We start from the raw sequence: 19,774 nt of genomic DNA, 5'->3' as shown, positions 1-19,774 counted from the left end.
CCGTCGGCGTCTCCGGAGGACGCCGTGGCGGCGGCGGTGCGGTCGTCGGCGTCGTTGGCGTCGTCACCGGTCGCGTCGTCGGATCCGGCGGCACCCGCGTCCGGACCGGAGGTGGTGTCCTGGCCGTTCTGCTCGTCGCCGCCCTCACCGCGCCCGCGGCCGCGGCCCCGACGGCCACGCCGACGACGACGGGTTCCGCCCTCACCGGAGTCGGACTGTTCGGTGGAATCGGGCTGGGCAGTGGGGTCGGACCGCGTGGCCGAGTCGGACGGCGCCGTGGAGTCCGACTGCGCTGCCGAGTCGGACCTCTCGGTGGCCGCGGCGGTGTCCTCGGGAGAGAGGAACAGGGGGGAGAACGAGGGGGTCGCGTTGGAGCGACGGCGACGGTTCCCGGGCTCGGCGGCGCCGACCTCGCCGGTGACGATCGCGATCTCCGGCAGCGGCGGCCGGTTCCTCGCGTCGGTCTTCCCACCCCCGGTGCGGGCGGCATCCGAGCGAGTGTCCTCGGCCGGGACGTTGTCGTCGGCGGTCCTCGCGGCGCTCTTCTCCGCCGCGGTGGCCTTCTCGGCGGTCTTCTCGGCGGTGGTCTTGCGCGCCGGGCTCTTCCGGGCGGGCGCCTTCCGGGCGGATCGGGTTTCGGCCGTCTCCCCCTCGGCGGGGGCCACGTCCGCTCCCGTCGCCTCGGCGGCCGTCGTGCGCGCCGGGGCCTCGTCCGCAGTGACCTTCTCCGCAGGTGCCTTCTTCGCCGCGGACTTCTTGGCGGCCTTGCGCGCCGGGGCCTTCTTCGCGGGCGCCTCCGCGGCAGGAGCTTCCGCGGCAGGAGCCTCCGCCGCGTCGGAACGGCTGTTGAACCACGTCAGCAGCACGTCGCGGGTCACGCCGGACTGGGCGCTCTTGATCTCCACCCCGATCCCGGCCATGGCGGCCAGGAACTCCTTGCTGGTCATACCCACGGCCTTGGCCGCGGCGTGCGCGCGCATCCTCTCGGGCAGCGCGGCGAGGTCGTCGATGGTCAGGTTCGGATCCGACACGTGTCTCCTCCGGCCGGACTCCGGGCGCGATCACGTCACCGGGAAACCGGTGACCCACGCCGCCGCACGGGGTCGGGCGTCTTCTGGTCTCGGCCCCGCCGTGGCGGGGCAACGTCTTGTGGTCCGCGGTACCGGGACGAACCGGGCCGCGGGTGGCGGGCGCCCGTTCCGGGGCGGACTGGTGGTCCACTCGCCAGGATGGGCTCCGATCATTCTCCCACACCGGGCGCCGGAACGTCGCCGTCCGGGCACCAGGAAATGGCGACGCGCCCGTCGGGCCGGGGGCCGACGGGCGCGTGGGCAGCGTCGTCGCTGCAGGGGTGGCGGGAGCTACAGACCGGGGAACCAGAGCGCGATCTCGCGCGCCGCCGACTCCTCGGAGTCCGAACCGTGGACGAGGTTCAGCTGGGTCTCGAGGCCGAAGTCGCCGCGGATGGAGCCCGGGGCGGCCTTCTCGACGGGATCGGTGCCACCCGCGAGCTGCCGCCACGCGGCGATCGCGCGGGGCCCCTCGAGGACGCCGGCGACCACGGGACCGGAGGTGATGAACTCGAGCAGGTCGCCGTAGAACGGACGCTCGGCGTGCTCCGCGTAGTGCTCGGCCGCGGTCTCCTGCGGCACCCGCCGCATGTCCATGGCGACGATCCTGAGCCCCTTGGCCTCGATACGGGACAGGATGGTGCCGGTCAGGCCGCGCTCGACTCCGTCGGGCTTGATGAGGAAGAAGGTTCTCTCGGTCACGGCGGCAATGCTACAAGCACATACGCGGCCGGGGTCGCCCGGCGGGGCCGCTCAGTCGTGCTGACTGGGCAGGTATCCCCCGGCCATCCGTCCCGCGAGGTCGCGGCGCAGGAACAGGATGTACGCCCACACGGTCGCGAACAACAGGCCGGAGACGCCCATCGACCAGTGCACGGCCCATCCCGCCACGGCCAGGGCCGCGAGGGTCAGATTCATCGGGATCGCCCAGGGTTTGCGCTGGAGTCCGCTGGCCACGAGCATCGCGATCGCCAGCAGACTGACGAACCACACCTTCCACGGTTGGAAGTGCGCGCCGTCGTCGAGCCGTGCGATCACCGTGAGCACCAGGCCGATGACGATCGCCTCGAGCACCAGGGTCCCCGCCATGATGCCCCGCAGGCCCTTCCACGGGTCCACCGACGGCTCGTGTGCGGTGCCCCGGGGTCCGGGGGTCGGGTCGGTCACTGTGCGTCCTTTCCGAACAGACTGCGGGCGGCACCGGCGGTCACCACGGAGCCGGTGACGAGGACGCCGACTCCGGAGACGTCGTCGTCCGCGGTGGGGTCCGGGACGCCCACGAGATCCAGGGCGGCGCTGACCGCGTCGGGCAGGGTGTCGACCACGTGGACGCGCTGCGCGGTGAACCGCTCCTCCGCGATCCGGGCCAACTCGTCGAGTTCCATCGCGCGCGGTGACGCCGAGCGGGTGACGACGACCTCCTCGACCACGGGCTCCAGCGCCGCGAGGAAGGCGTCGGCGTCCTTGCCGTCGAGCATGGCGACCACGGCGACCAGCCGCTTGAAGTCGAACTCCGAGGTGACGGCCTCGGCGAGCGCGCGACCCCCGTGGCCGTTGTGGGCCGCGTCCACCAGGACGGTGGGGCTGGAGCTGAGCCGTTCGAGACGGCCCGGGTTGTCGACCGCGGCGAAGCCGGCGCGAACGAGTTCCGGATCCAGCGCCCTGTCGGGCCCGGCTCCGAAGAACGCCTCGACCGCGGCCAGGGCGGTCGCCGCGTTCTCGGCCTGGTGCTCGCCGAACAGGGGCAGGAACACCTCGGGGTACTCGCCGCCGAGCCCGCGCAGGGTGAGCTGCTGTCCGCCCACGGCGAGACGCCGCTCCACGACATCGAACTCGGAACCGAGGCGCGCGACGACCGCGCCGACCTCGACCGCGCGGCGGATCAGCACCTCCATGGCCTCGGGCTCCTGGCGGCCGATCACGGCGACCGGGTCCCGCGGCAGCAGGTCGTCGGAGGGTCCCGGCTGGATGATCCCGGCCTTCTCCCCCGCGATCGTCGCGAGGTCCTCGCCGAGGTACTCGGTGTGGTCCAGGCCGACGGGGGTGATGACGGAGACGGCCGGCCGCACGACGTTGGTGGCGTCCCAGGTCCCGCCCATCCCCGTCTCGATCACCGCGACGTCGACGGGAGCGTCGGCGAACGCGGCGAACGCCATCGCTGTGAGCACCTCGAAGTAGCTCATCCGCGGGCCGCCCGCCTCCTCGGACCGCTGGTCGACCAGGTCGAGGTAGGGCTGCAGCTCACGGTAGGTGTCGACGAAGGTCCGCGCCGTGATCGGCTCGCCGTCCATCGCGATGCGCTCGGTGACGCTCTGCAGGTGCGGGCTGGAGTTGCGCCCGGTGCGCTGGTGGAGCGCCCGGAGCAGCGCGTCGATCATCCTGGTGACCGACGTCTTGCCGTTCGTCCCGGCGACGTGCACCACGGGGTAGGCGTGCTGTGGGTCGCCGAGGATCGAGGTCAGCTCGGCGATCCGGTCCAGGCTCGGCTCGAGGCGGGACTCGGGCCAGCGGGTGGCCAGTTCCTCCTCGACCGCCGCGAGCTCGGCCGTGTCGGCCTGCCACTCGGGGCTGCCCACCTCGGGGATCGGGCGCGGCGGCAGGTGGTCGTCACCGTCGCTCTCCTCGTCCCCCGGGATGGGCCCGCCCAGTGGTACGCCCGACACGAGCCCGTCCTCGCCGAGCATCTCGGCGACGTCCTCCTCGGTCGGGGTGTCCCATCCCTCCTCCGGATCGTGGGGCGGGAGCCACTTGCGGTCACTCACGCGGAGCCACTCCCCGCCGGCATCGTCTCGAGCCGGGCGGTGATCCGGGCGACCTCGGCCTCCGCCAGGTCACGCCTGGCACGGATCTTGTCGACGACGTGGTCGGGCGCCTTGCCCAGGAACGCCTCGTTGCCGAGCTTGGCGCCCGTGGTCTCGAGTTCCTTGTGGGCCGCCGCGAGATCCTTCTCCAGGCGACGCCGCTCGGCGGCGAGGTCGATCGTCCCCGACGTGTCGATCTCGACGTCCACCGTCGACAGGCCGAGCCGGACCTCGAGCGACGCCGTGGCGGTGAAGTCGTCCGCGGCCGGCGTGAGGCGGGCGAGCGAGGCCACCTGGTCGAGCAGGTCGGCCGGCAGGTCCGCGCCGTCGACGCCACCGATACGCGCCGGCACGCGCTGACCGGGCTTGAGGCCCTGATCCGAGCGGAACCGGCGGATCTCCGTGACCAGCGTCTGGGCGTCGCCCACCCGCCGCACCGCGTCCGAGGCGTCGTCGGCCGGGACCACGTCGGTCGGCCACGGCGCGATCACGAGCGATTCACCGCCGGTGAGGGCGGTCCAGAGGGTCTCGGTGACGAACGGGATCACCGGGTGCAGCATCCGCAGCAGCACGTCCAGGACGTGGCCCAGCACGAGCCTCGTCCGCTCGGCCCGCTCGGAGGCGCGGGACTCGTCGTCGTTCCCGAACTGGACCTTCGCGAGCTCGAGATACCAGTCGCAGACCTCGTCCCACGCGAAGTGGTAGAGGGCCTCGCACGCCTTGGAGAACTCGTAGCGCTCCAACGCCTCGTCGACGGTCTCCCGCACCTGCCCCAGACGGTGCAGGATCCACCGGTCGGCGTCGGTGAGATCCGCGGCGTCGGGCACCGGACCGACCTTCGCGCCGTTCATGAGCGCGAAGCGGGTGGCGTTGAAGAGTTTGGTGGCGAAGTTGCGCGAGGCCTGCGCGGAGTCGTCGCCGACGGACAGGTCGCCGCCGGGGTGCGCGCCTCGCGCCAGCGTGAACCGCAGTGCGTCCGCGCCGAAACGGTCGACCCAGTCCAACGGGTCGATACCGTTGCCCTTGGACTTGGACATCTTCTGACCGTGCTCGTCACGGACCAGCCCGTGGAGGAACACGTCGGTGAACGGGACCGTGCCGGGCGCGGCCTTGTCGCCGCCGAGCCGGCGGCCCACGAACGTGCCGAACATCATCATCCGCGCCACCCAGAAGAACAGGATGTCGTAGCCGGTGACCAGCACCGACGTCGGGTAGAAGCGTTCGAGGTCGGCGGTGCGCTCGGGCCAGCCCATCGTGGAGAACGGCCACAGCGCGGAGGAGAACCACGTGTCGAGGACGTCGGCCTCCTGCGTGTACCCGGCGGGCGGCTCCTCGTCGGGGCCCACGCACACCACCTCGCCGTCGGGCCCGTACCAGATCGGGATCCGGTGGCCCCACCACAGCTGGCGCGAGATGCACCAGTCGTGCATGTCGTCGACCCAGTCGAACCACCGCGGTTCCTGGCTCGTCGGGTGGATCACCGTGTCGCCGTCGCGGACCGCGTCGCCGGCCATCTTCGCCAGTTCCTCGACGCGGACCCACCACTGCAGCGACAGGCGCGGCTCGATCGGCTCCCCGGACCGCTCCGAGTGACCGACCGAGTGCAGGTAGGGCCGGACCTCCTTGACGATCCGCCCCTGCGCCGCCAGGTCCTCGCGGACCGCCGCACGTGCCTCGAAACGGTCCATGCCGTCGTAGCGGGTGCCGGTGCCCGTGATGTGGCCGGTGGCGTCCATGATCGTGGGCATCTCGAGCCCGTGACGCTGGCCGATGGCGAAGTCGTTGGGGTCGTGTGCCGGCGTGACCTTGACGGCGCCCGTCCCGAACTCGGGGTCCACGTAGTCGTCGGCGACCACACGCATCGTCCAGCCGTCGCGGAACGGATGCGGGATCTCGGTGCCCACCAGATGCGCATAGCGCTCGTCGTCCGGGTGGACGGCGACCGCGGTGTCGCCGAGCATGGTCTCGAGACGGGTCGTGGCCACGACCAGGTGCGGCTCGGAGTCGTCCATCGAGCCGTAGCGGAAGCTGACCAGCTCGCCCTCGACGTCGGAGTACTTCACCTCGATGTCGGAGATCGCGGTCTGCAGCGTGGGCGACCAGTTGACCAGTCGCTCCGCGCGGTAGATCAGCCCCTGGTCGTAGAGTTCCTTGAAGATCGTCTGGACGGCGCGGGACAGGCCGTCGTCGAGGGTGAACCGCTCGCGCGACCAGTCCACGCCGTCGCCGAGGCGACGCATCTGCTCGCCGATCGTGCCGCCGGACTCACGCTTCCACTCCCAGACCTTCTCGATGAAGGCCTCACGACCGATCTCGTGACGGTCGATCCCCTCGTCGCGGAGCTTGCGGTCCACCAGGGTCTGCGTCGCGATGCCGGCGTGATCCATCCCGGGCAGCCACAGCACCTCGTACCCCTGCATGCGCCTGCGCCGCGTGAGCACATCCATGAGGGTGTGGTCGAGCGCGTGTCCCATGTGCAGACTGCCGGTGACATTGGGCGGGGGCAGGACCACCGAATACGCGGGCTTGCCGCTGGACGCGTCCGCCTCGAAGTAGCCGGCGTCCACCCAGCGCTGATACAGCTCGGCCTCCACCTCACCTGGGTTCCAGGAGGCGGGCAGGGCGTCCGCGCGGTCGGCGTTCGGAGGGGAAGCGGCTGGAGTGGTCACCCGGCCATCTTAGGCCGTCGGCGGAACTCGCCCGAAACACGGTGAAACCGGTTCGACACACCGGACACGTAGCTTTCTGCCCGTCGCTGTCGGAGAACATCATCTGCAGAAGGAGCCCACCATGGAGCACACCGGACATCGCGCCGCGGAGACGCTGGAACGCGGACTGGGGAGACGCGGGTTCCTGCGGGCGGCCTTCGCCGTGAGCGCCGCCGCCGGGGCCGCCGGCATGGCCGGGTGCTCACACGCGCCGACCGTGGGCGCGCAGGCCGCGGCGGGCTCTTCGGGATCCCTCGGCTCCTCGGGCGCCACGACCGGCCGCTCACCGATCCTCCAGCCCGGCGCGGGACCCGTACCGGGCGACCACTACCTCGGGTCCGACCCGGCTGAGGTCCTGTGGGGCTACGTGCCGAACGTCCACAGCTCGGCGGTACTGCGGGTGCGATCCGGGCAGACCGTCACCATCGACACCGTCTCGCACGAGGGGATCCTCGAGGACCAGGGCCGCGACCCGGTCACCTACTTCGGCCGGGAGGGCATCGACCGGCGTGGGATCCTCGACGACGCGGTGGCCATCGCCTCCGGGTACTCGCGGACCCCCCGCGACTTCGACCGGGACGGGCCGCACGTGGTGACCGGGCCCGTCTTCGTCGAGGGCGCCAGGCCCGGCGACGTCCTGCGGATCGACACGCTGGAGGTGGTCCCGCGGGTGCCGTACGGCGTGGTCTCGAGCAGGCACGGGAAGGGTGCGCTGGGCATCACACCGGACGGGTCCGCTCCGGCGGGCATCGGGCTCGACGAGGTGATGCCACCGGCCGCCACGGACGGGCGGGCGACCGGGGACCCGATGCACTACGGGAACGTCTCGACGTTCGTCGCCATCGAGAACGGCCGGGGCGTCCTGCCGTTCGGCGACCGGCGGGCGAGCTTCCCGCTGCGTCCGTTCATGGGGATGATGGGCGTCGCGTTCTCCCGGGACGACGACCTCACCGCGGCGAGTGCGAACTCCATCCCGCCGACGCTCGGCGGCGGCAACATCGACATCCGCCTGCTGGGCGCGGGCTCCACCCTGTACCTGCCGGTGTTCGCCGAGGGAGCGCTGTTCTACGTCGGCGACCCGCACATGGCGATGGGCGACGGCGAGGCCGCGCTCACCGCGATGGAGGGGTCGCTCCGCGGCACGTTCCGGCTGACGGTGTGCCGCCCGGGCGACGGCGACGCCCCATCCGTCGCGTTCTCGTACCCGTTCGGCGAGACAGCGGACTCGTGGATCCCCATCGGTTTGTCGGATCCCGACGGTTCGGTCGGTGGGCAGAGCGGCGATCTGAACGTGGCGATGCGGCGGGCGGTCGTCAACGCCCTGGACTTCCTCGTCGACGACCGGGGCATGGACCGCGCCACCGCGTACGCCTACCTGTCCGCGGCGGCGGACTTCACCGTGTCGCAGGTGGTGGACCGCACCGTCGGCGTCCACGGCCAGATCTACAAGGAGGGCTTCGCCTGACGCGTCCGCGTGGACGCCGAGGATCGGCGGAGGAGTCCGGGGTCAGTCCGCCAGACCGAGCGCGCGTACGGCGTCCCGCTCGGAGACCAGTTCCGCGACCGAGGCGTCGATGCGGGCCCGCTGGAACTCGCCGATCTCCAGGCCCTCGACGACCTCCCACTCACCGCCCCGGCTGCGACACGGCAACCCCGTCACCACGCCGGGGACCGTGCCGTACTCGCCGGCCGATGGCAGAGCAACGGTGGTCCAGCTCTCGCCGGACGTGCCACACACCCAGTCCCGCATCTGGTCGACCGCCGCACCGGCCGCGGAGGCGGCCGACGACGATCCCCGCACGGCGATGATCTCGGCGCCGCGGCCGGCGACGCGCGGGATGAAGGTGTCGGCCAGCCACTCGGGATCGAGTCCGGCGGTGACCGGCTCACCTTCGCGCGTCAGATAGGTGACGTCGGGGAACTGGGTCGCGGAGTGATTGCCCCAGACCACCACCCCGTCGAGCTCGGACACCCGGGCCCCCAGCCGCGTGGCCAGCTGGCTGAGCGCGCGATTGTGGTCGAGTCGCATGAGCGCGGTGAAGCGTCCGGCCGGGACGTCGGGCGCGTGACGGTGGGCGATGTACGCGTTCGTGTTGGCGGGGTTGCCCACGACGACGACGCGGATGTCGTCGGCGGCGTGGTCGTTGATCGCCCGCCCCTGCTCGCGGAAGATCGCCCCGTTCGCGGTGAGGAGATCCGCCCGCTCCATGCCCTTCCCGCGCGGTCGGGCACCCACGAGGAACGCCGCGTTCGCACCGTCGAACGCCGTCGTCACGTCGTCGGTGATCTCGATCGAGTCGACCAGGGGCAGCGCGCAGTCCTCGATCTCCATCGCCACGCCCTCGGCGGCGACCACGGCCGACGGGATGTCGAGGAGCCGTAGTCGGACCGGGGTGCCCGGCCCGAAGACCAGGCCGGACGCGAGCCGGAACAGCAGCGAGTAGGCGATCTTGCCGGCCGCACCGGTGACGGTGACGGTGACCGGTGTGTTGGTGCTCATATCCGAGGGCCTCCCGGGAACGACGACGGGGTCGGTCCCCACAGTAGCGAGAATCCGACCCCGTACCGCGTGCCCGCTCGTCAACCGTGTGCGCGCTGCACTGCGGGCTGCAAGCCCCGCGGGCTGCGATGCCCGGCGGGCGGCGACGCCCGGCGGGCGGCGACGCCCGGCGGGCGGCGCTGATCAGGCGTGGACCGGCGCAGCCGTCTTCTGACGGACCTCGTCGATCGTGACGTCGGGCGCCAGCTCCACCAGGCGGAAGCCCTCCTCGGTGATGTCGAGGACGCACAGATCGGTCACGACCCGCTGGACGCAGGCCTTTCCGGTGTACGGGAGGGTGTTCTCCTCCATTAGCTTGAGATCGCCCTTGCGGGTGACGTGGTCCATCATCACGATCACACGGCCGGCACCGTGGACGAGGTCCATGGCACCGCCCATCCCCTTGACCATCGCGCCCGGGATCATCCAGTTGCTCAGGTCGCCGTGCTGCGAGACCTGCATCGCACCCAGCACCGCCACGTCGACGTGACCGCCCCGGATCATGGCGAACGAGTCCGAGGAGCCGAAGAACGCCGCGCCGGGTGCGGCGGTGATCGTCTCCTTGCCGGCGTTGATCATCTCGGGGTCCAGCTGTTCGCGGGTCGGGTAGGGGCCGACGCCCAGGATCCCGTTCTCCGAGTGGAGGGTGACGCGCACGCCCTCGGGGAGGTAGTCGGGGATCAGCGTCGGCATCCCGATACCGAGGTTGACGTACTGGCCGTCGGTGAAGTCCGCGGCGATCCGGGCGGCCATCTGCTCATGGGTCCAGCTCATGACTGATCCTCCCCCTTGCTGCTGAGCTTCTCGATCTCCACGCCGGTCTCCTGGCGTCCGACCGCGACGATGCGCTGGACGAAGATGCCGGGCAGGTGGACGTCGGCGGGGTCGATCTCGCCCTCGCGGACGACCTCCTCGGCCTGGACGATCGTGACCCGGCCGGCCATGGCCGCATCCGGGTTGAAGTTGCGGGCGGTCCCCCGGAACTGCAGGTTGCCGGCAGTGTCCGCCCGGTGCGCGTGCACCAGGGCGAAGTCGGTGACGATGGCCCGCTCGAGGACGGACTGCTCGCCGTCGAAGACCCGCACCTCCTTCGGCTCGGAGGCCACGGCCACTCCACCGTCACCGTCGTAGCGCAGCGGCAGGCCGCCCTCGGCGACCATCGTGCCGACGCCCGCCGGGGTGTAGAAGGCGGGGATGCCCGCGCCGCCGGCGCGCATGCGCTCGGCGAGTGTGCCCTGAGGGGTGAGCTCCACTTCGAGTTCGCCCGACAGGTACTGCCGGGCGAACTCCTTGTTGGCGCCCACGTACGAGGCGGTGGTCCGGGTGATACGACGCGCCTCCAACAGCTTGCCGAGGCCGAAGCCGTCGGTACCGCAGTTGTTGCTCACCGTCTTCAGATCGCCCGCGCCCTGGTCGAGGAGCGCATCGATGAGGACGGCGGGGATGCCGACCAGACCGAAACCTCCCACGGCGAGGGACGCGCCGTCCGGGATGTCCGCGACCGCCTCGGCGGCCGAAGAATAGATCTTGTTGGTCATGTCACACACGATAGCGCGTGTTCGCATCTTGTACAAACGTTCGCCCTTCGCACCACTTCGGCGTATCGTGGAACGCATGAGGGCGCGGATCGAGCCCGCCCGGGGTCCCGGGTGCGGCTTCGAACAGCCCACGAACGCCGATCGAGGAAAGGACGAGTCCATGCCCGCCACCCTGTCCCACGAGGTCAGCGGACCCCGCTCCGCGGACACCCCCGTCGTCGTCCTGCTGGGATCGCTCGGTTCCGATCGCTCCATGTGGGACGCGCAGGTCAGCGACCTCGCACGTGACCACACCGTGGTGGCGATCGACCACCGCGGCCACGGCGGGTCGGAGGTCGTGCCCGGGCCGTGCACCATCGCCGATCTCGCCGGCGACGTCACCGCCCTTCTCGACTCGCTCTCGGTCGACCGGTTCCACGTCGTCGGCCTCTCCCTGGGCGGCGCGGTGGCACAGTGGCTCGCCGTCCACGAGGCCCCGCGGGTGCGGTCGGCGGCCCTGCTGTGCACGGCGGCCAGGTTCGGCGAGCCGGCCGGATGGGTCGAGCGGGCCACCGCGGTTCGCGAGGGCGGGACCGCGGCTGTCGCCGACGCCGTCGTCGCCCGGTGGATCACCTCCGCGCGCGCGGAAGTCGACCCCGAACTGGTGGCCCGGCTCCGCGAGATGGTCCTCGCCACCCCGGCCGAGGGGTACGCGGCGGCCTGCGACGCCCTGTCCGGTTGGGACAACCGCGCCGATCTCGGCCGCATCACCTGCCCCACCCTCGTGCTCGCCGGTGACGAGGACCCCTCGACCCCGCCCGAGGTGCTCGAGGAGATCGCCGACGGGGTGCCGGGCTCGGAGTTCGTCACCCTCTCCCCCGCCGCGCACGTCCCCACCGTCGAGATCCCCGAGCGCGTCACCGAGCAGCTGCGGGCCCATCTGACCGCCGCCGGGCAGAAGGAGTCGGAGTGACACGCGGCGATGTCGTGGGCACCTCCGCGGGTTCCACGGTCGAGTCCGACCGCTCGGCGTCCCCCGACTTCGTCCAATCCCTCGCCCGCGGACTATCGGTGATCCGCGCGTTCGACGCCCACCGGCCCCGACAGAGCCTCAGTGACGTCGCGCGCAACACCGGTCTGACCCGTGCGACCGCCCGCCGTTTCCTGCACACGCTCGTCGAGCTCGGTTACGTCGACACCGCCGATTCCGTCTTCTGGTTGACCCCCCGGGTTCTCGACCTCGGCTACAGCTACCTGTCCGCTCTCCCCCTGACCGACCTCGCGCAGCCGCACCTGGAGAAGCTCAGCTCCCGACTGGGCGAGTCGTCGTCGGTCGCGGTGCTCGACGGCGCCGACATCGTCTACGTCGGCCGCGTCCAGGTCCGCCGGATCATGACCATCGGCATCACCATCGGGACCCGGTTCCCCGCATACGCGACCTCGATGGGGCGGGTCCTGCTCGCGGCCCTTCCCGCCGAGGATCTCGACGCCTACCTCGACGCGACGGATCTGCGGGCGCTGACCCCTCACGGGCTCGCCGAGGAGGGTGCACTGCGCGCCGAACTGTCGCGGGTGGCCGAACAGGGCTGGTGCGTGGTCGACCAGGAGCTCGAACCCGGCCTCCGCTCGGTCGCGGCTCCGGTCCACGACCGCAACGGCGCGGTCCGGGCCGCGCTCAACGTCTCCACCCATGCCGCCAGATACTCCCCCGAGCAACTCCACGACGAGCTCATCCCCGAACTGCTGGCCACGGCGCGCGCGCTGTCGGCCGATCTCGCCATCGTCAACCGCTGACCCCGACCCGAGGAGCACCCATGCGTGATGTCGTCATCTGCCAACCCCTACGCACCCCCGTCGGACGCTTCGGAGGGGTGTTCCGCGACCTCGACGCGAACACCCTTGCGACCGGCCTGCTCACCGCTCTGGTCGAGCGCACCGGTCTGACCGGCGCCGACGTCGACGACGTCATTCTGGGCCAGGGCTCACCGAGCGGCGATGGACCGGCGATCGGACGCATCGCCGCGCTCGACTCCCCGCTCGGGATCGACGTGCCGGGCATGCAGCTCGACCGTCGCTGCGGTTCCGGCCTCCAGGCGATCATCACGGGCGCGCTCCAGGTGGCCTCAGGCGGCATGGATCTCCTGGTGGCCGGTGGCGTGGAGTCCATGAGCCAGGTGGAGTTCTATGCCAGCCCGTCCCCCAGGTGGGGGATCAAGGGCGATGGGATCTCTCTGGTCGATCGCCTGGGCCGGGCCCGCACGACCGTCGGCGGGCTGTCCCACGTCATCGACGGCGGGATGATCGAGACCGCCGAGAACCTCCGGCGGGAGTACGGGATCGGCCGCGAGGAGCAGGACCGTCTGGCCGTCCAGTCGCACCAGCGGGCGGTCGCCGCTCAGCAGTCCGGTGTGTTCGGCGAGGAGATCATCCCGGTCACCGTCCCGCAGCGCAAGGGCGACGACCTGGTCGTGGACACCGACGAGCACCCGCGTGCGGATTCCAGCGTGGAGGCCCTCGCGAAGCTGCGCCCGATCATGGGACGTGCGGACTCCGAGGCCACCGTCACCGCCGGCAACGCCTCCGGTCAGAACGACGGCGCCGCGATGTGCGTGGTGACCACCGCCGACAGGGCGGCCGCTCTCGGCCTGACCCCGATCGTGCGTCTGGCCTCCTGGGCCGTCGCGGGCGTCGCCCCGGAGACCATGGGCATCGGCCCGGTCCCCGCGACCGCCAAGGCGCTCGACCGTTTGGGCCTCACGCTGGCCGACATGGACGTCATCGAACTCAACGAGGCGTTCGCCGCCCAGGCTCTGGCCGTCATGCGTGAGTGGGACATCGACCCCGCCTCCGAGCACCTCAACCCGCACGGTTCCGGCATCTCTCTCGGCCATCCCGTCGGCGCGACCGGCGCCCGGATGCTCGCCACCCTCTCGCGCGAGATGGTCCGCCGCGACGCGCAGTGGGGCCTGGAGACCATGTGCATCGGCGGCGGCCAGGGCCTCGCCGCCGTGTTCGAGCGGGTCTGACCCGAGAAACGACGACGCCCCCGTGGTGGACCGCGTGTTCCGCGCTCCGCCCCGGGGGCGTCCGTCATGTCACTGTCAGCCGTCGATCCGCGACGGGTGCCGGGTCAGCGCCATGACCTCCATGTCCATGTAGGGGAACAGCGGGAGTCCCTGGAGCAGCTCGTGGAGCTCATCGGCCGACTCGACGTCGAAGATGCTGATGTTCGAGTACTGGCCGACGATGCGCCAGAGCTCCTTCCACTTCCCCGAACGCTGCAGCTCCTGGCTGTACGCCTTCTCGCGCGCCACCGTCTCGGCGCGCACCTCCGGGTCCAGGTCGTGCGGGATCTTGACGTCCATCCGGACGTGGAACAGTGCCATTGTCGGCCTCTCCTTCTAATCTCTGGTGGGTCGCGCGAGTGTCTGTGGTGCGGGTCGCGCGGTGATCAGCGGCGGGTGAACCGCTCGACCGCGTCGTGGTCGAGTTCCACGCCGAGTCCCGGTCCCTCCGGGAGGTGCACGCGGCCCTCCTCGTAGCGGATCGGCGTGGTCACGTAGGTCTCGGCCAGCAGCAGCGGACCGAAGAGCTCCGAGCCGTAGTTGAAGCCGGGCTCGGCGCAGGCCAGGTGCAGTGAGGCGACCGTGCCGATCGGCCCCTCCAGGGAGGTGGCGGCGTGGCAGGCGATCCCGGCCGCGCGGGCGATGGCGACCGTCTCCTTGCCCCGGGTCAAGCCGCCGAGCTTCGTGGTCTTGACCGCGATGACCCCGGCGGCGTCCCGGCGGGCGACCTCGAGCGCGTCGTGCGGCGACTGGACCGACTCGTCGGCCATGAATTGCACCGGCAGGGACCGGTTGAGCTCGGCGAGCACCTCGACCTGCTCGGTGGGCGTCGGCTGCTCGATGAGCTCGATCCCGGCGTCCACGAGTGCGGGCAGGTGGACGTTGGCGGTGAAGCGGTCCCAGCGGGCGTTGATGTCGACCCGCAGGCCGGCGCGACCGTTCAGCCGCTCCGCGAGCGCGGCGATCCGGGCCACGTCCTCCGCCGGCTCCAGCGCACCCATCTTCAGCTTGAAGGTGCGGTGCCGGTCCGCCGCCATGAGCTCGTCGATCTCCTCGACCATCTCCTCGAGCGGCATGGCGCCGAGCGCCCAGGTGCACTCGATCGAGTCGCGCACCGCGCCGCCGAGGAGCGAGCGCACCGGAACGTCGAGCGAGCGCGCCCACGCGTCGAACATCGCGATCTCGAGGGCGGCCTTGGCGAAGCGGCCGCGGGCGACGACGCCCTCCATCGCCTCGAGCACGGCGGGGATCTCGTCCACCCGCCGGCCCACGGCGACCGGGGCGAGGTACTTCTCGACCAGCACCTGCATGGTCTCGGCCGACTCGCCGCCCCACCAGGGTCCGCCCGGCGTCACGCCCTCGCCGTACCCCACGACCCCGGACTCGGTGGTCACGGAGACGAGCAGGATGGCCTGCGCGGTGGCGGTGGTCGTCGCGAACTTGTGTGGCCGGATGAGCGGCACGTCGAGGATCCGCGTCTCCACGGAACGGATGGTCAGGTCAGACATGGGGGTCCTTTGCTGGGTCGGCCGGTGAACCGCCGAGGCCCCGGTCGCTCGTGGCGACCGGGGCTGACGGAGAGGTACTGCGCGGGTCGGGGCCGGTCAGGCCACGTAGCGCTTCTCGGAGACGGGATCCAGCACGAAGTCGTACTCGACCTCGTCGATGCCGTCAGCGTTGGGCTTCGGATGCAGGACGAGCTCGGGCTTGACCGCACCGGCGACATCGTCGTCGACCCACTGGCCACCCTCGAAGTACAGCTGGGTGGTGATGAGGCGCTTGCCCGGCGCGGTCACCTTGAGGTGCAGGTGCGCGGGACGCCACGGGTGGCCACCGTAGCTGGCGATGAACTCACCGGTCGGGCCGTCGTGCGGGATCTGGTACGGCGCCGGCTGGACCGTGGTGATGTGGAAGTTCCCCTCGGCGTCGGTGGAGAAGGTGGCGCGCAGGTTCCACTCCGGGATGCCGAGGCCGTCGTCAAACTGCGAGTAGTAGCCGTCGGAATCGGCGTGCCACAGCTCGACCGTGGCACCCTCGATGCCCTTGCCGTCCAGGTCGCGAACCTGGCCGCGGAAGATGAACTTGGTCCCCTTCTCGTCCTCGCGCATCGGCATGACGCCCTTGGAGCCCAGGTTCGGGGCGTTCGGCACGTAGTACGGCCCCTCGATGGAGCCCTTGGTGCCGCTGAAGATCCGGCTGTTGGAGTCCTCGATGAAGTGCTCGAGGAAGACGTCCAGCCACAGCGGCCACTCGCCGCCTTCGCCGACCTCGATGAGCCACTGCTTGAGGACGCGGTACTCGTCGTAGGTGACCTCGTGCTCGTAGATGACCTCGGAGAGCTTGGTCAGGACGTCCTTGTAGATGGCGGCCGCACGCTCCTTGGAGGTGTCGGAGGTGAAGCGGTTGCCCTTGAACTTGTCGGTGGCGGCGCTTCCGGAGCCGGCGGCGCTCGGGACTGCGGTGCTGGTCATGTCGCTCCTCAAGTGGTGTCGGATGAGGTGTGGATCGGACCGGCTGGCCCGGTCGATGTCCCCACTGTGCGCTGAAAGTGATGTGTCGTCAATCACCGACCTCAACACCTATAGAGGACGAATCGTGCGCTCTCCGAACGGACCCATCACGAACACGCAGGTCGGCGGCCTGGGCTCTGGTCCGCGTTCGCATTACGAACGCCGAACACCTAGGTGTGACTAGGAGGTGTCCTAGTGTGATCGAACGCACATGCTGGCACCGTGGAGTCACACCGGAAGGCGGCCGCACGGCGGCCGGAACCGACCCACGCTAGGAGCCCTCGATGTCAGATCGACTCGACCACGTCCAGGCCACCCTCGAGACCGCTCTCGAGGACCGGCCCGAGGACGGCATCATCCGCGCCAACCGCCGCATCTTCACCGATGAGGAGATCTTCGAACTCGAGATGAAGCACATCTTCGAGGGCAACTGGGTCTACCTCGCCCACGAGAGCCAGATCCCCGAGGTGGGCGACTACTTCACCACCGACATCGGCCGCCAGCCGGTCGTGATCACGCGCGGCAAGGACGGGCAGCTCAACTGCCTCATCAACGCCTGCTCGCACCGCGGCGCGATGCTGTGCCGCCGCAAGACGGACAACCGCACCACGCTAACGTGCCCGTTCCACGGGTGGACGTTCTCCAACTCCGGTGAGCTCCTCAAGGTCAAGGACCCCCGCGACGCCGGTTACCCCGAGCAGTTCAACACCGACGGCTCGCACGACCTGCGGCGGGTGGCCCGCTTCGAGAGCTACCGCGGCTTCCTGTTCGGCAGCCTCAACCCCGACGTGCTGCCGCTCGAGGAGCACCTCGGCGACAGCACGGTCATCATCGACATGCTGGTCAACCAGTCGCCCGAGGGTCTGGAGGTGCTGCGCGGATCGTCGACATACACCTATGACGGCAACTGGAAGCTGCAGGCCGAGAACGGGGTTGACGGCTACCACGTCTCGGCCACCCACTGGAACTACGCGGCGACCACCGCCCGTCGCGGTTCCGGTGAGTCCAAGAACGAGACCAAGGCCATGGACGCCGGCACCTGGGGCAAGCAGGGCGGCGGCTACTGGTCCTTCGAGCACGGTCACGTCCTGCTGTGGATGTGGTGGGGCAACCCCGAGGACCGTCCGCTGTGGGACCGCCGGCAGGAGCTCGCCGACCAGATCGGCGAGAAGAAGGCCGAGTTCATGGTGGGCGCTTCCCGCAACCTGTGCCTGTACCCGAACGTCTACCTGATGGATCAGTTCTCCAGCCAGATCCGGCACTTCAAGCCCATCTCGGTCGACAAGACCGAGGTGACGATCTACTGCATCGCGCCCAAGGGCGAGAGCGCCGAGGCCCGGGCCGCCCGCATCCGGCAGTACGAGGACTTCTTCAACGCCACCGGCATGGCCACCCCGGATGATCTGGAGGAGTTCCGCTCCTGCCAGAAGACCTACCTCGCCGACGCCGCCCCGTGGAACGACATGACCCGCGGCAGCACCCACCAGATCACCGGCCCGGACGAGACCGCCCGCGGGCTGGGTATGGAGAACGTGCTGTCCTCCGGCGCCAAGACCGAGGACGAGGGCCTGTACCCGATCCAGCACGCCTACTGGGTCGAGACCATGCAGCGGGCGCTCGAGGCCGAGAAGGCCGCGCGCGAGGCCGAGGAGCTGGGGGCGGGCGCTCCCGGTCGGGCACCGCAGCACGCGACGGTCTCCGCCGACGCCTGAGCCGACCGCACCCACGCCCGAACGACTCCTACGCCCCACGAAAGGCATGATCATGTCCGCACCCGCCGTGGCGTCGATCTCCATCGATGAGATCTCCGCCTTCCTGTTCCGCGAGGCACGCCTGCTCGACGACCGCCAGTTCGAGCAGTGGATCGAGTGCTACCGCGAGGACGCCATGTACTGGATGCCCGCCTGGGACGACGACGGCGAGCTCACCACCGACCCGTATTCCGAGATCTCGCTGATCTTCTACCCCAACCGAGCCGGGATCGAGGACCGGGTGTTCCGCATCCGGACCGACCGGTCGTCGGCCACCTCCCTGCCCGAGCCGCGCACGAACCACCTCATCAGCAACATCGAGGTGCTCGACCGCCGGCCCGGTGAGGTCGACGTCCGCTTCAACTGGATCTCGTCGTACTTCCGCTACAAGACCACGGACCAGTACTTCGGCACGTCGTTCTACACCCTCGACGTCACCGGTGAGTCCCCGCTGATCACCTACAAGAAGGTGGTCCTGAAGAACGACTACATCCACCACATCGTGGACGTCTACATGGTGTGACACCCACACCCCGCGCCGGCGCCCGCCCCACGGGCGCCGACACCCACCCGGTCGCCGCGCGCGGCCGACCAGCCAGCGACCAGGAGTAAGACCCATGAGCTACCAGGTAGCCCTGAGCTTCGAGGACGGGGTGACGCGGTTCATCAACTGTGGCCCGTCGGAGACCGTCGCCGACGCCTCGTACAAGGCCCGGATCAACATCCCCCTCGACTGCCGTGACGGCGCGTGCGGGACGTGCAAGTCCCTGTGCGAGTCCGGCGAGTACGACGGCGGCGACTACATCGACGACGCACTCACCGAGGACGAGGCCGCGACCGGCTACTGCCTGCCGTGCCAGATGGTCCCCCGCTCCGACCTGGTTGTGCAGATCCCCACCACCTCGGACGTCGCCAAGACCGCCGCCGCCGCGCACCCCGCGACGGTGACGGCGGTCGAGCGGCTCGCCGAGGGCGCGTTCGCGCTCACGGTCGAACTGGACGATCGAGACGCCCTGGCCTTCCTGCCCGGCCAGTACGTCAACATCGCCGTACCCGGGACCGATCAGACGCGCTCGTACTCGTTCTCCACCGGTGCCGACTCGACCCACCTGTCGTTCCTCATCAAGTACGCGGCCGGCGGCGCCATGTCGGAGTACCTCGCCCAGCGCTGCGCGGTGGGCGACCGGCTGGAGCTCACCGGGCCGATGGGCAGCTTCTTCCTCCGCGAGTCCGCGCGCCCCCTCCTGCTGCTCGCGGGCGGCACCGGCCTCGCGCCGGTCCTGTCGATCCTCGAGACTCTCGCCGCGGCCGGCACGACCGACCGGGCGGTCCACCTCATCTACGGCACCTCGTTCGACACCGACGTCGTGTACACCGACCTGCTCGACGAGTTCACCACCCGCATCCCCGGGATGACCTGGGACCTCGTGGTCGCCGACCCCGAGACCGTCCACCCCAACAGCGGGTACGTCACGAGCCTGATCCGCCCGGAGCACCTCCACGACGGCGCAGCCGACATCTACCTGTGCGGTCCGCCGCCGATGGTCGAGGCCGTGCGCGGGTTCCTGGACGACGAGGGTCTGCAGGTCACGCACTTCTACTACGAGAAGTTCACCCCTGCCGCCGCGGCGCCGGCCACACCGGCCCCCGCCGCCACTGGCACCGAACCGGCGGAGCCGGTGGAGGAGGCGGCCCTCGTCGTCGAACCCTCCACCTCCACGCCGGACACGGGCACGGACAGCCGCGACACGGCGCCCGCCACGTCCGCACCGGCCACGCCCGCATCGGCTGTGCCGCTCGTCGCGCGGCGACC

At 70.6% G+C, this 19,774-nt stretch carries 17 protein-coding genes and 1 pseudogene; 7 read left to right on the top strand and 11 right to left on the bottom strand.

Translation table 11 applies throughout. The features are described from left to right. The 5 genes and pseudogenes from G6030_RS02900 to G6030_RS02880 all read right to left on the bottom strand — a co-directional run. A pseudogene (locus tag G6030_RS02900) lies at positions 1 to 1,031 on the bottom strand (ribonuclease E/G); the annotation flags it as partial. 330 nt (positions 1,032 to 1,361) lie between these two features. Beyond that, entirely contained in the window at positions 1,362 to 1,772 is a 411-nt protein-coding gene (gene ndk / locus G6030_RS02895) for a nucleoside-diphosphate kinase (RefSeq protein ID WP_007628950.1), read from the bottom strand. A 51-nt stretch (positions 1,773 to 1,823) separates the two neighbouring features. Next, positions 1,824 to 2,237 carry a DUF4233 domain-containing protein gene (locus G6030_RS02890; RefSeq protein ID WP_007628951.1) on the bottom strand — a complete coding sequence of 138 codons (414 nt, stop codon included), beginning with the start codon at positions 2,235 to 2,237 and terminating at the stop codon, positions 1,824 to 1,826. Next, entirely contained in the window at positions 2,234 to 3,832 is a 1,599-nt protein-coding gene (locus G6030_RS02885; protein ID WP_007628952.1) for a folylpolyglutamate synthase/dihydrofolate synthase family protein, read from the bottom strand. Before G6030_RS02885 ends, G6030_RS02890 begins: the two co-directional genes overlap by 4 nt. Further along, positions 3,829 to 6,540: a valine--tRNA ligase gene (locus tag G6030_RS02880; RefSeq protein WP_043567161.1), complete on the bottom strand. Its 2,712-nt coding sequence runs from the start codon at positions 6,538 to 6,540 to the stop codon at positions 3,829 to 3,831. The genes G6030_RS02885 and G6030_RS02880 overlap by 4 nt, the downstream gene beginning before the upstream one ends. Positions 6,541 to 6,661: 121 nt before the next feature. On the opposite strand from G6030_RS02880, the gene G6030_RS02875 reads away from it, so the two are divergent. Beyond that, positions 6,662 to 8,044, top strand: coding sequence for an acetamidase/formamidase family protein (locus G6030_RS02875; protein ID WP_007628954.1), 1,383 nt, complete (start codon positions 6,662 to 6,664; stop codon positions 8,042 to 8,044). A 42-nt stretch (positions 8,045 to 8,086) separates the two neighbouring features. Here G6030_RS02875 and G6030_RS02870 read toward each other — a convergent pair whose 3' ends face one another. From G6030_RS02870 to G6030_RS02860, 3 genes are all read right to left on the bottom strand, one after another. Beyond that, positions 8,087 to 9,079 carry a malate dehydrogenase gene (locus G6030_RS02870; RefSeq protein WP_007628955.1) on the bottom strand — a complete coding sequence of 331 codons (993 nt, stop codon included), beginning with the start codon at positions 9,077 to 9,079 and terminating at the stop codon, positions 8,087 to 8,089. 183 nt (positions 9,080 to 9,262) lie between these two features. Continuing rightward, complete coding sequence (locus tag G6030_RS02865; RefSeq protein WP_007628956.1) at positions 9,263 to 9,892, bottom strand: 3-oxoacid CoA-transferase subunit B; 630 nt, start codon at positions 9,890 to 9,892, stop codon at positions 9,263 to 9,265. Further along, positions 9,889 to 10,656, bottom strand: coding sequence for a CoA transferase subunit A (locus tag G6030_RS02860; RefSeq protein WP_182642139.1), 768 nt, complete (start codon positions 10,654 to 10,656; stop codon positions 9,889 to 9,891). Before G6030_RS02860 ends, G6030_RS02865 begins: the two co-directional genes overlap by 4 nt. A gap of 76 nt (positions 10,657 to 10,732) precedes the next feature. Here G6030_RS02860 and pcaD point away from each other — a divergent pair, with 76 nt between their 5' ends. The 3 genes from pcaD to G6030_RS02845 are packed head-to-tail and all read left to right on the top strand — an operon-like array spanning position 10,733 to position 13,661. After that, positions 10,733 to 11,608 (top strand): 3-oxoadipate enol-lactonase, encoded by an 876-nt coding sequence (pcaD, locus tag G6030_RS02855; protein WP_007628959.1) that lies wholly within the window; start codon positions 10,733 to 10,735, stop codon positions 11,606 to 11,608. Beyond that, complete coding sequence (locus tag G6030_RS02850; RefSeq protein WP_007628962.1) at positions 11,605 to 12,429, top strand: IclR family transcriptional regulator; 825 nt, start codon at positions 11,605 to 11,607, stop codon at positions 12,427 to 12,429. Before pcaD ends, G6030_RS02850 begins: the two co-directional genes overlap by 4 nt. Before the next feature lie 20 nt (positions 12,430 to 12,449). After that, complete coding sequence (locus G6030_RS02845; protein ID WP_007628965.1) at positions 12,450 to 13,661, top strand: acetyl-CoA C-acetyltransferase; 1,212 nt, start codon at positions 12,450 to 12,452, stop codon at positions 13,659 to 13,661. A 75-nt stretch (positions 13,662 to 13,736) separates the two neighbouring features. Here the strand turns inward: G6030_RS02845 and catC are convergent, their stop codons facing one another. The 3 genes from catC to catA form a co-directional block, all read right to left on the bottom strand. Next, positions 13,737 to 14,021 (bottom strand): muconolactone Delta-isomerase, encoded by a 285-nt coding sequence (gene catC, locus G6030_RS02840; RefSeq protein ID WP_007628967.1) that lies wholly within the window; start codon positions 14,019 to 14,021, stop codon positions 13,737 to 13,739. 65 nt (positions 14,022 to 14,086) lie between these two features. Beyond that, positions 14,087 to 15,208, bottom strand: a complete 1,122-nt coding sequence (locus G6030_RS02835) for a muconate/chloromuconate family cycloisomerase (RefSeq protein WP_007628973.1) — start codon at positions 15,206 to 15,208, stop codon at positions 14,087 to 14,089. Positions 15,209 to 15,304: 96 nt separating this feature from the next. Continuing rightward, a complete protein-coding gene (catA, locus tag G6030_RS02830) occupies positions 15,305 to 16,171 on the bottom strand; it encodes a catechol 1,2-dioxygenase (protein ID WP_007628974.1) in 867 nt (288 codons plus the stop codon). Positions 16,172 to 16,494: 323 nt separating this feature from the next. On the opposite strand from catA, the gene benA reads away from it, so the two are divergent. The 3 genes from benA to benC all read left to right on the top strand — a co-directional run. Continuing rightward, positions 16,495 to 17,922: a benzoate 1,2-dioxygenase large subunit gene (benA, locus tag G6030_RS02825; RefSeq protein WP_007628976.1), complete on the top strand. Its 1,428-nt coding sequence runs from the start codon at positions 16,495 to 16,497 to the stop codon at positions 17,920 to 17,922. A gap of 52 nt (positions 17,923 to 17,974) precedes the next feature. Next, positions 17,975 to 18,484, top strand: a complete 510-nt coding sequence (gene benB, locus G6030_RS02820) for a benzoate 1,2-dioxygenase small subunit (protein WP_043567173.1) — start codon at positions 17,975 to 17,977, stop codon at positions 18,482 to 18,484. 94 nt (positions 18,485 to 18,578) lie between these two features. Further along, on the top strand, positions 18,579 to 19,774 hold a 1,196-nt coding region (gene benC / locus G6030_RS02815; protein WP_182642138.1), incomplete at its 3' end, for a benzoate 1,2-dioxygenase electron transfer component BenC.

This window comes from Dietzia sp. E1 (assembly GCF_014145015.1).
GTDB lineage: Bacteria > Actinomycetota > Actinomycetes > Mycobacteriales > Mycobacteriaceae > Dietzia > Dietzia cinnamea_A.
Note: the sequence above shows the minus strand (reverse complement) of the source record. Positions and strands in the feature narration are given on the sequence as shown.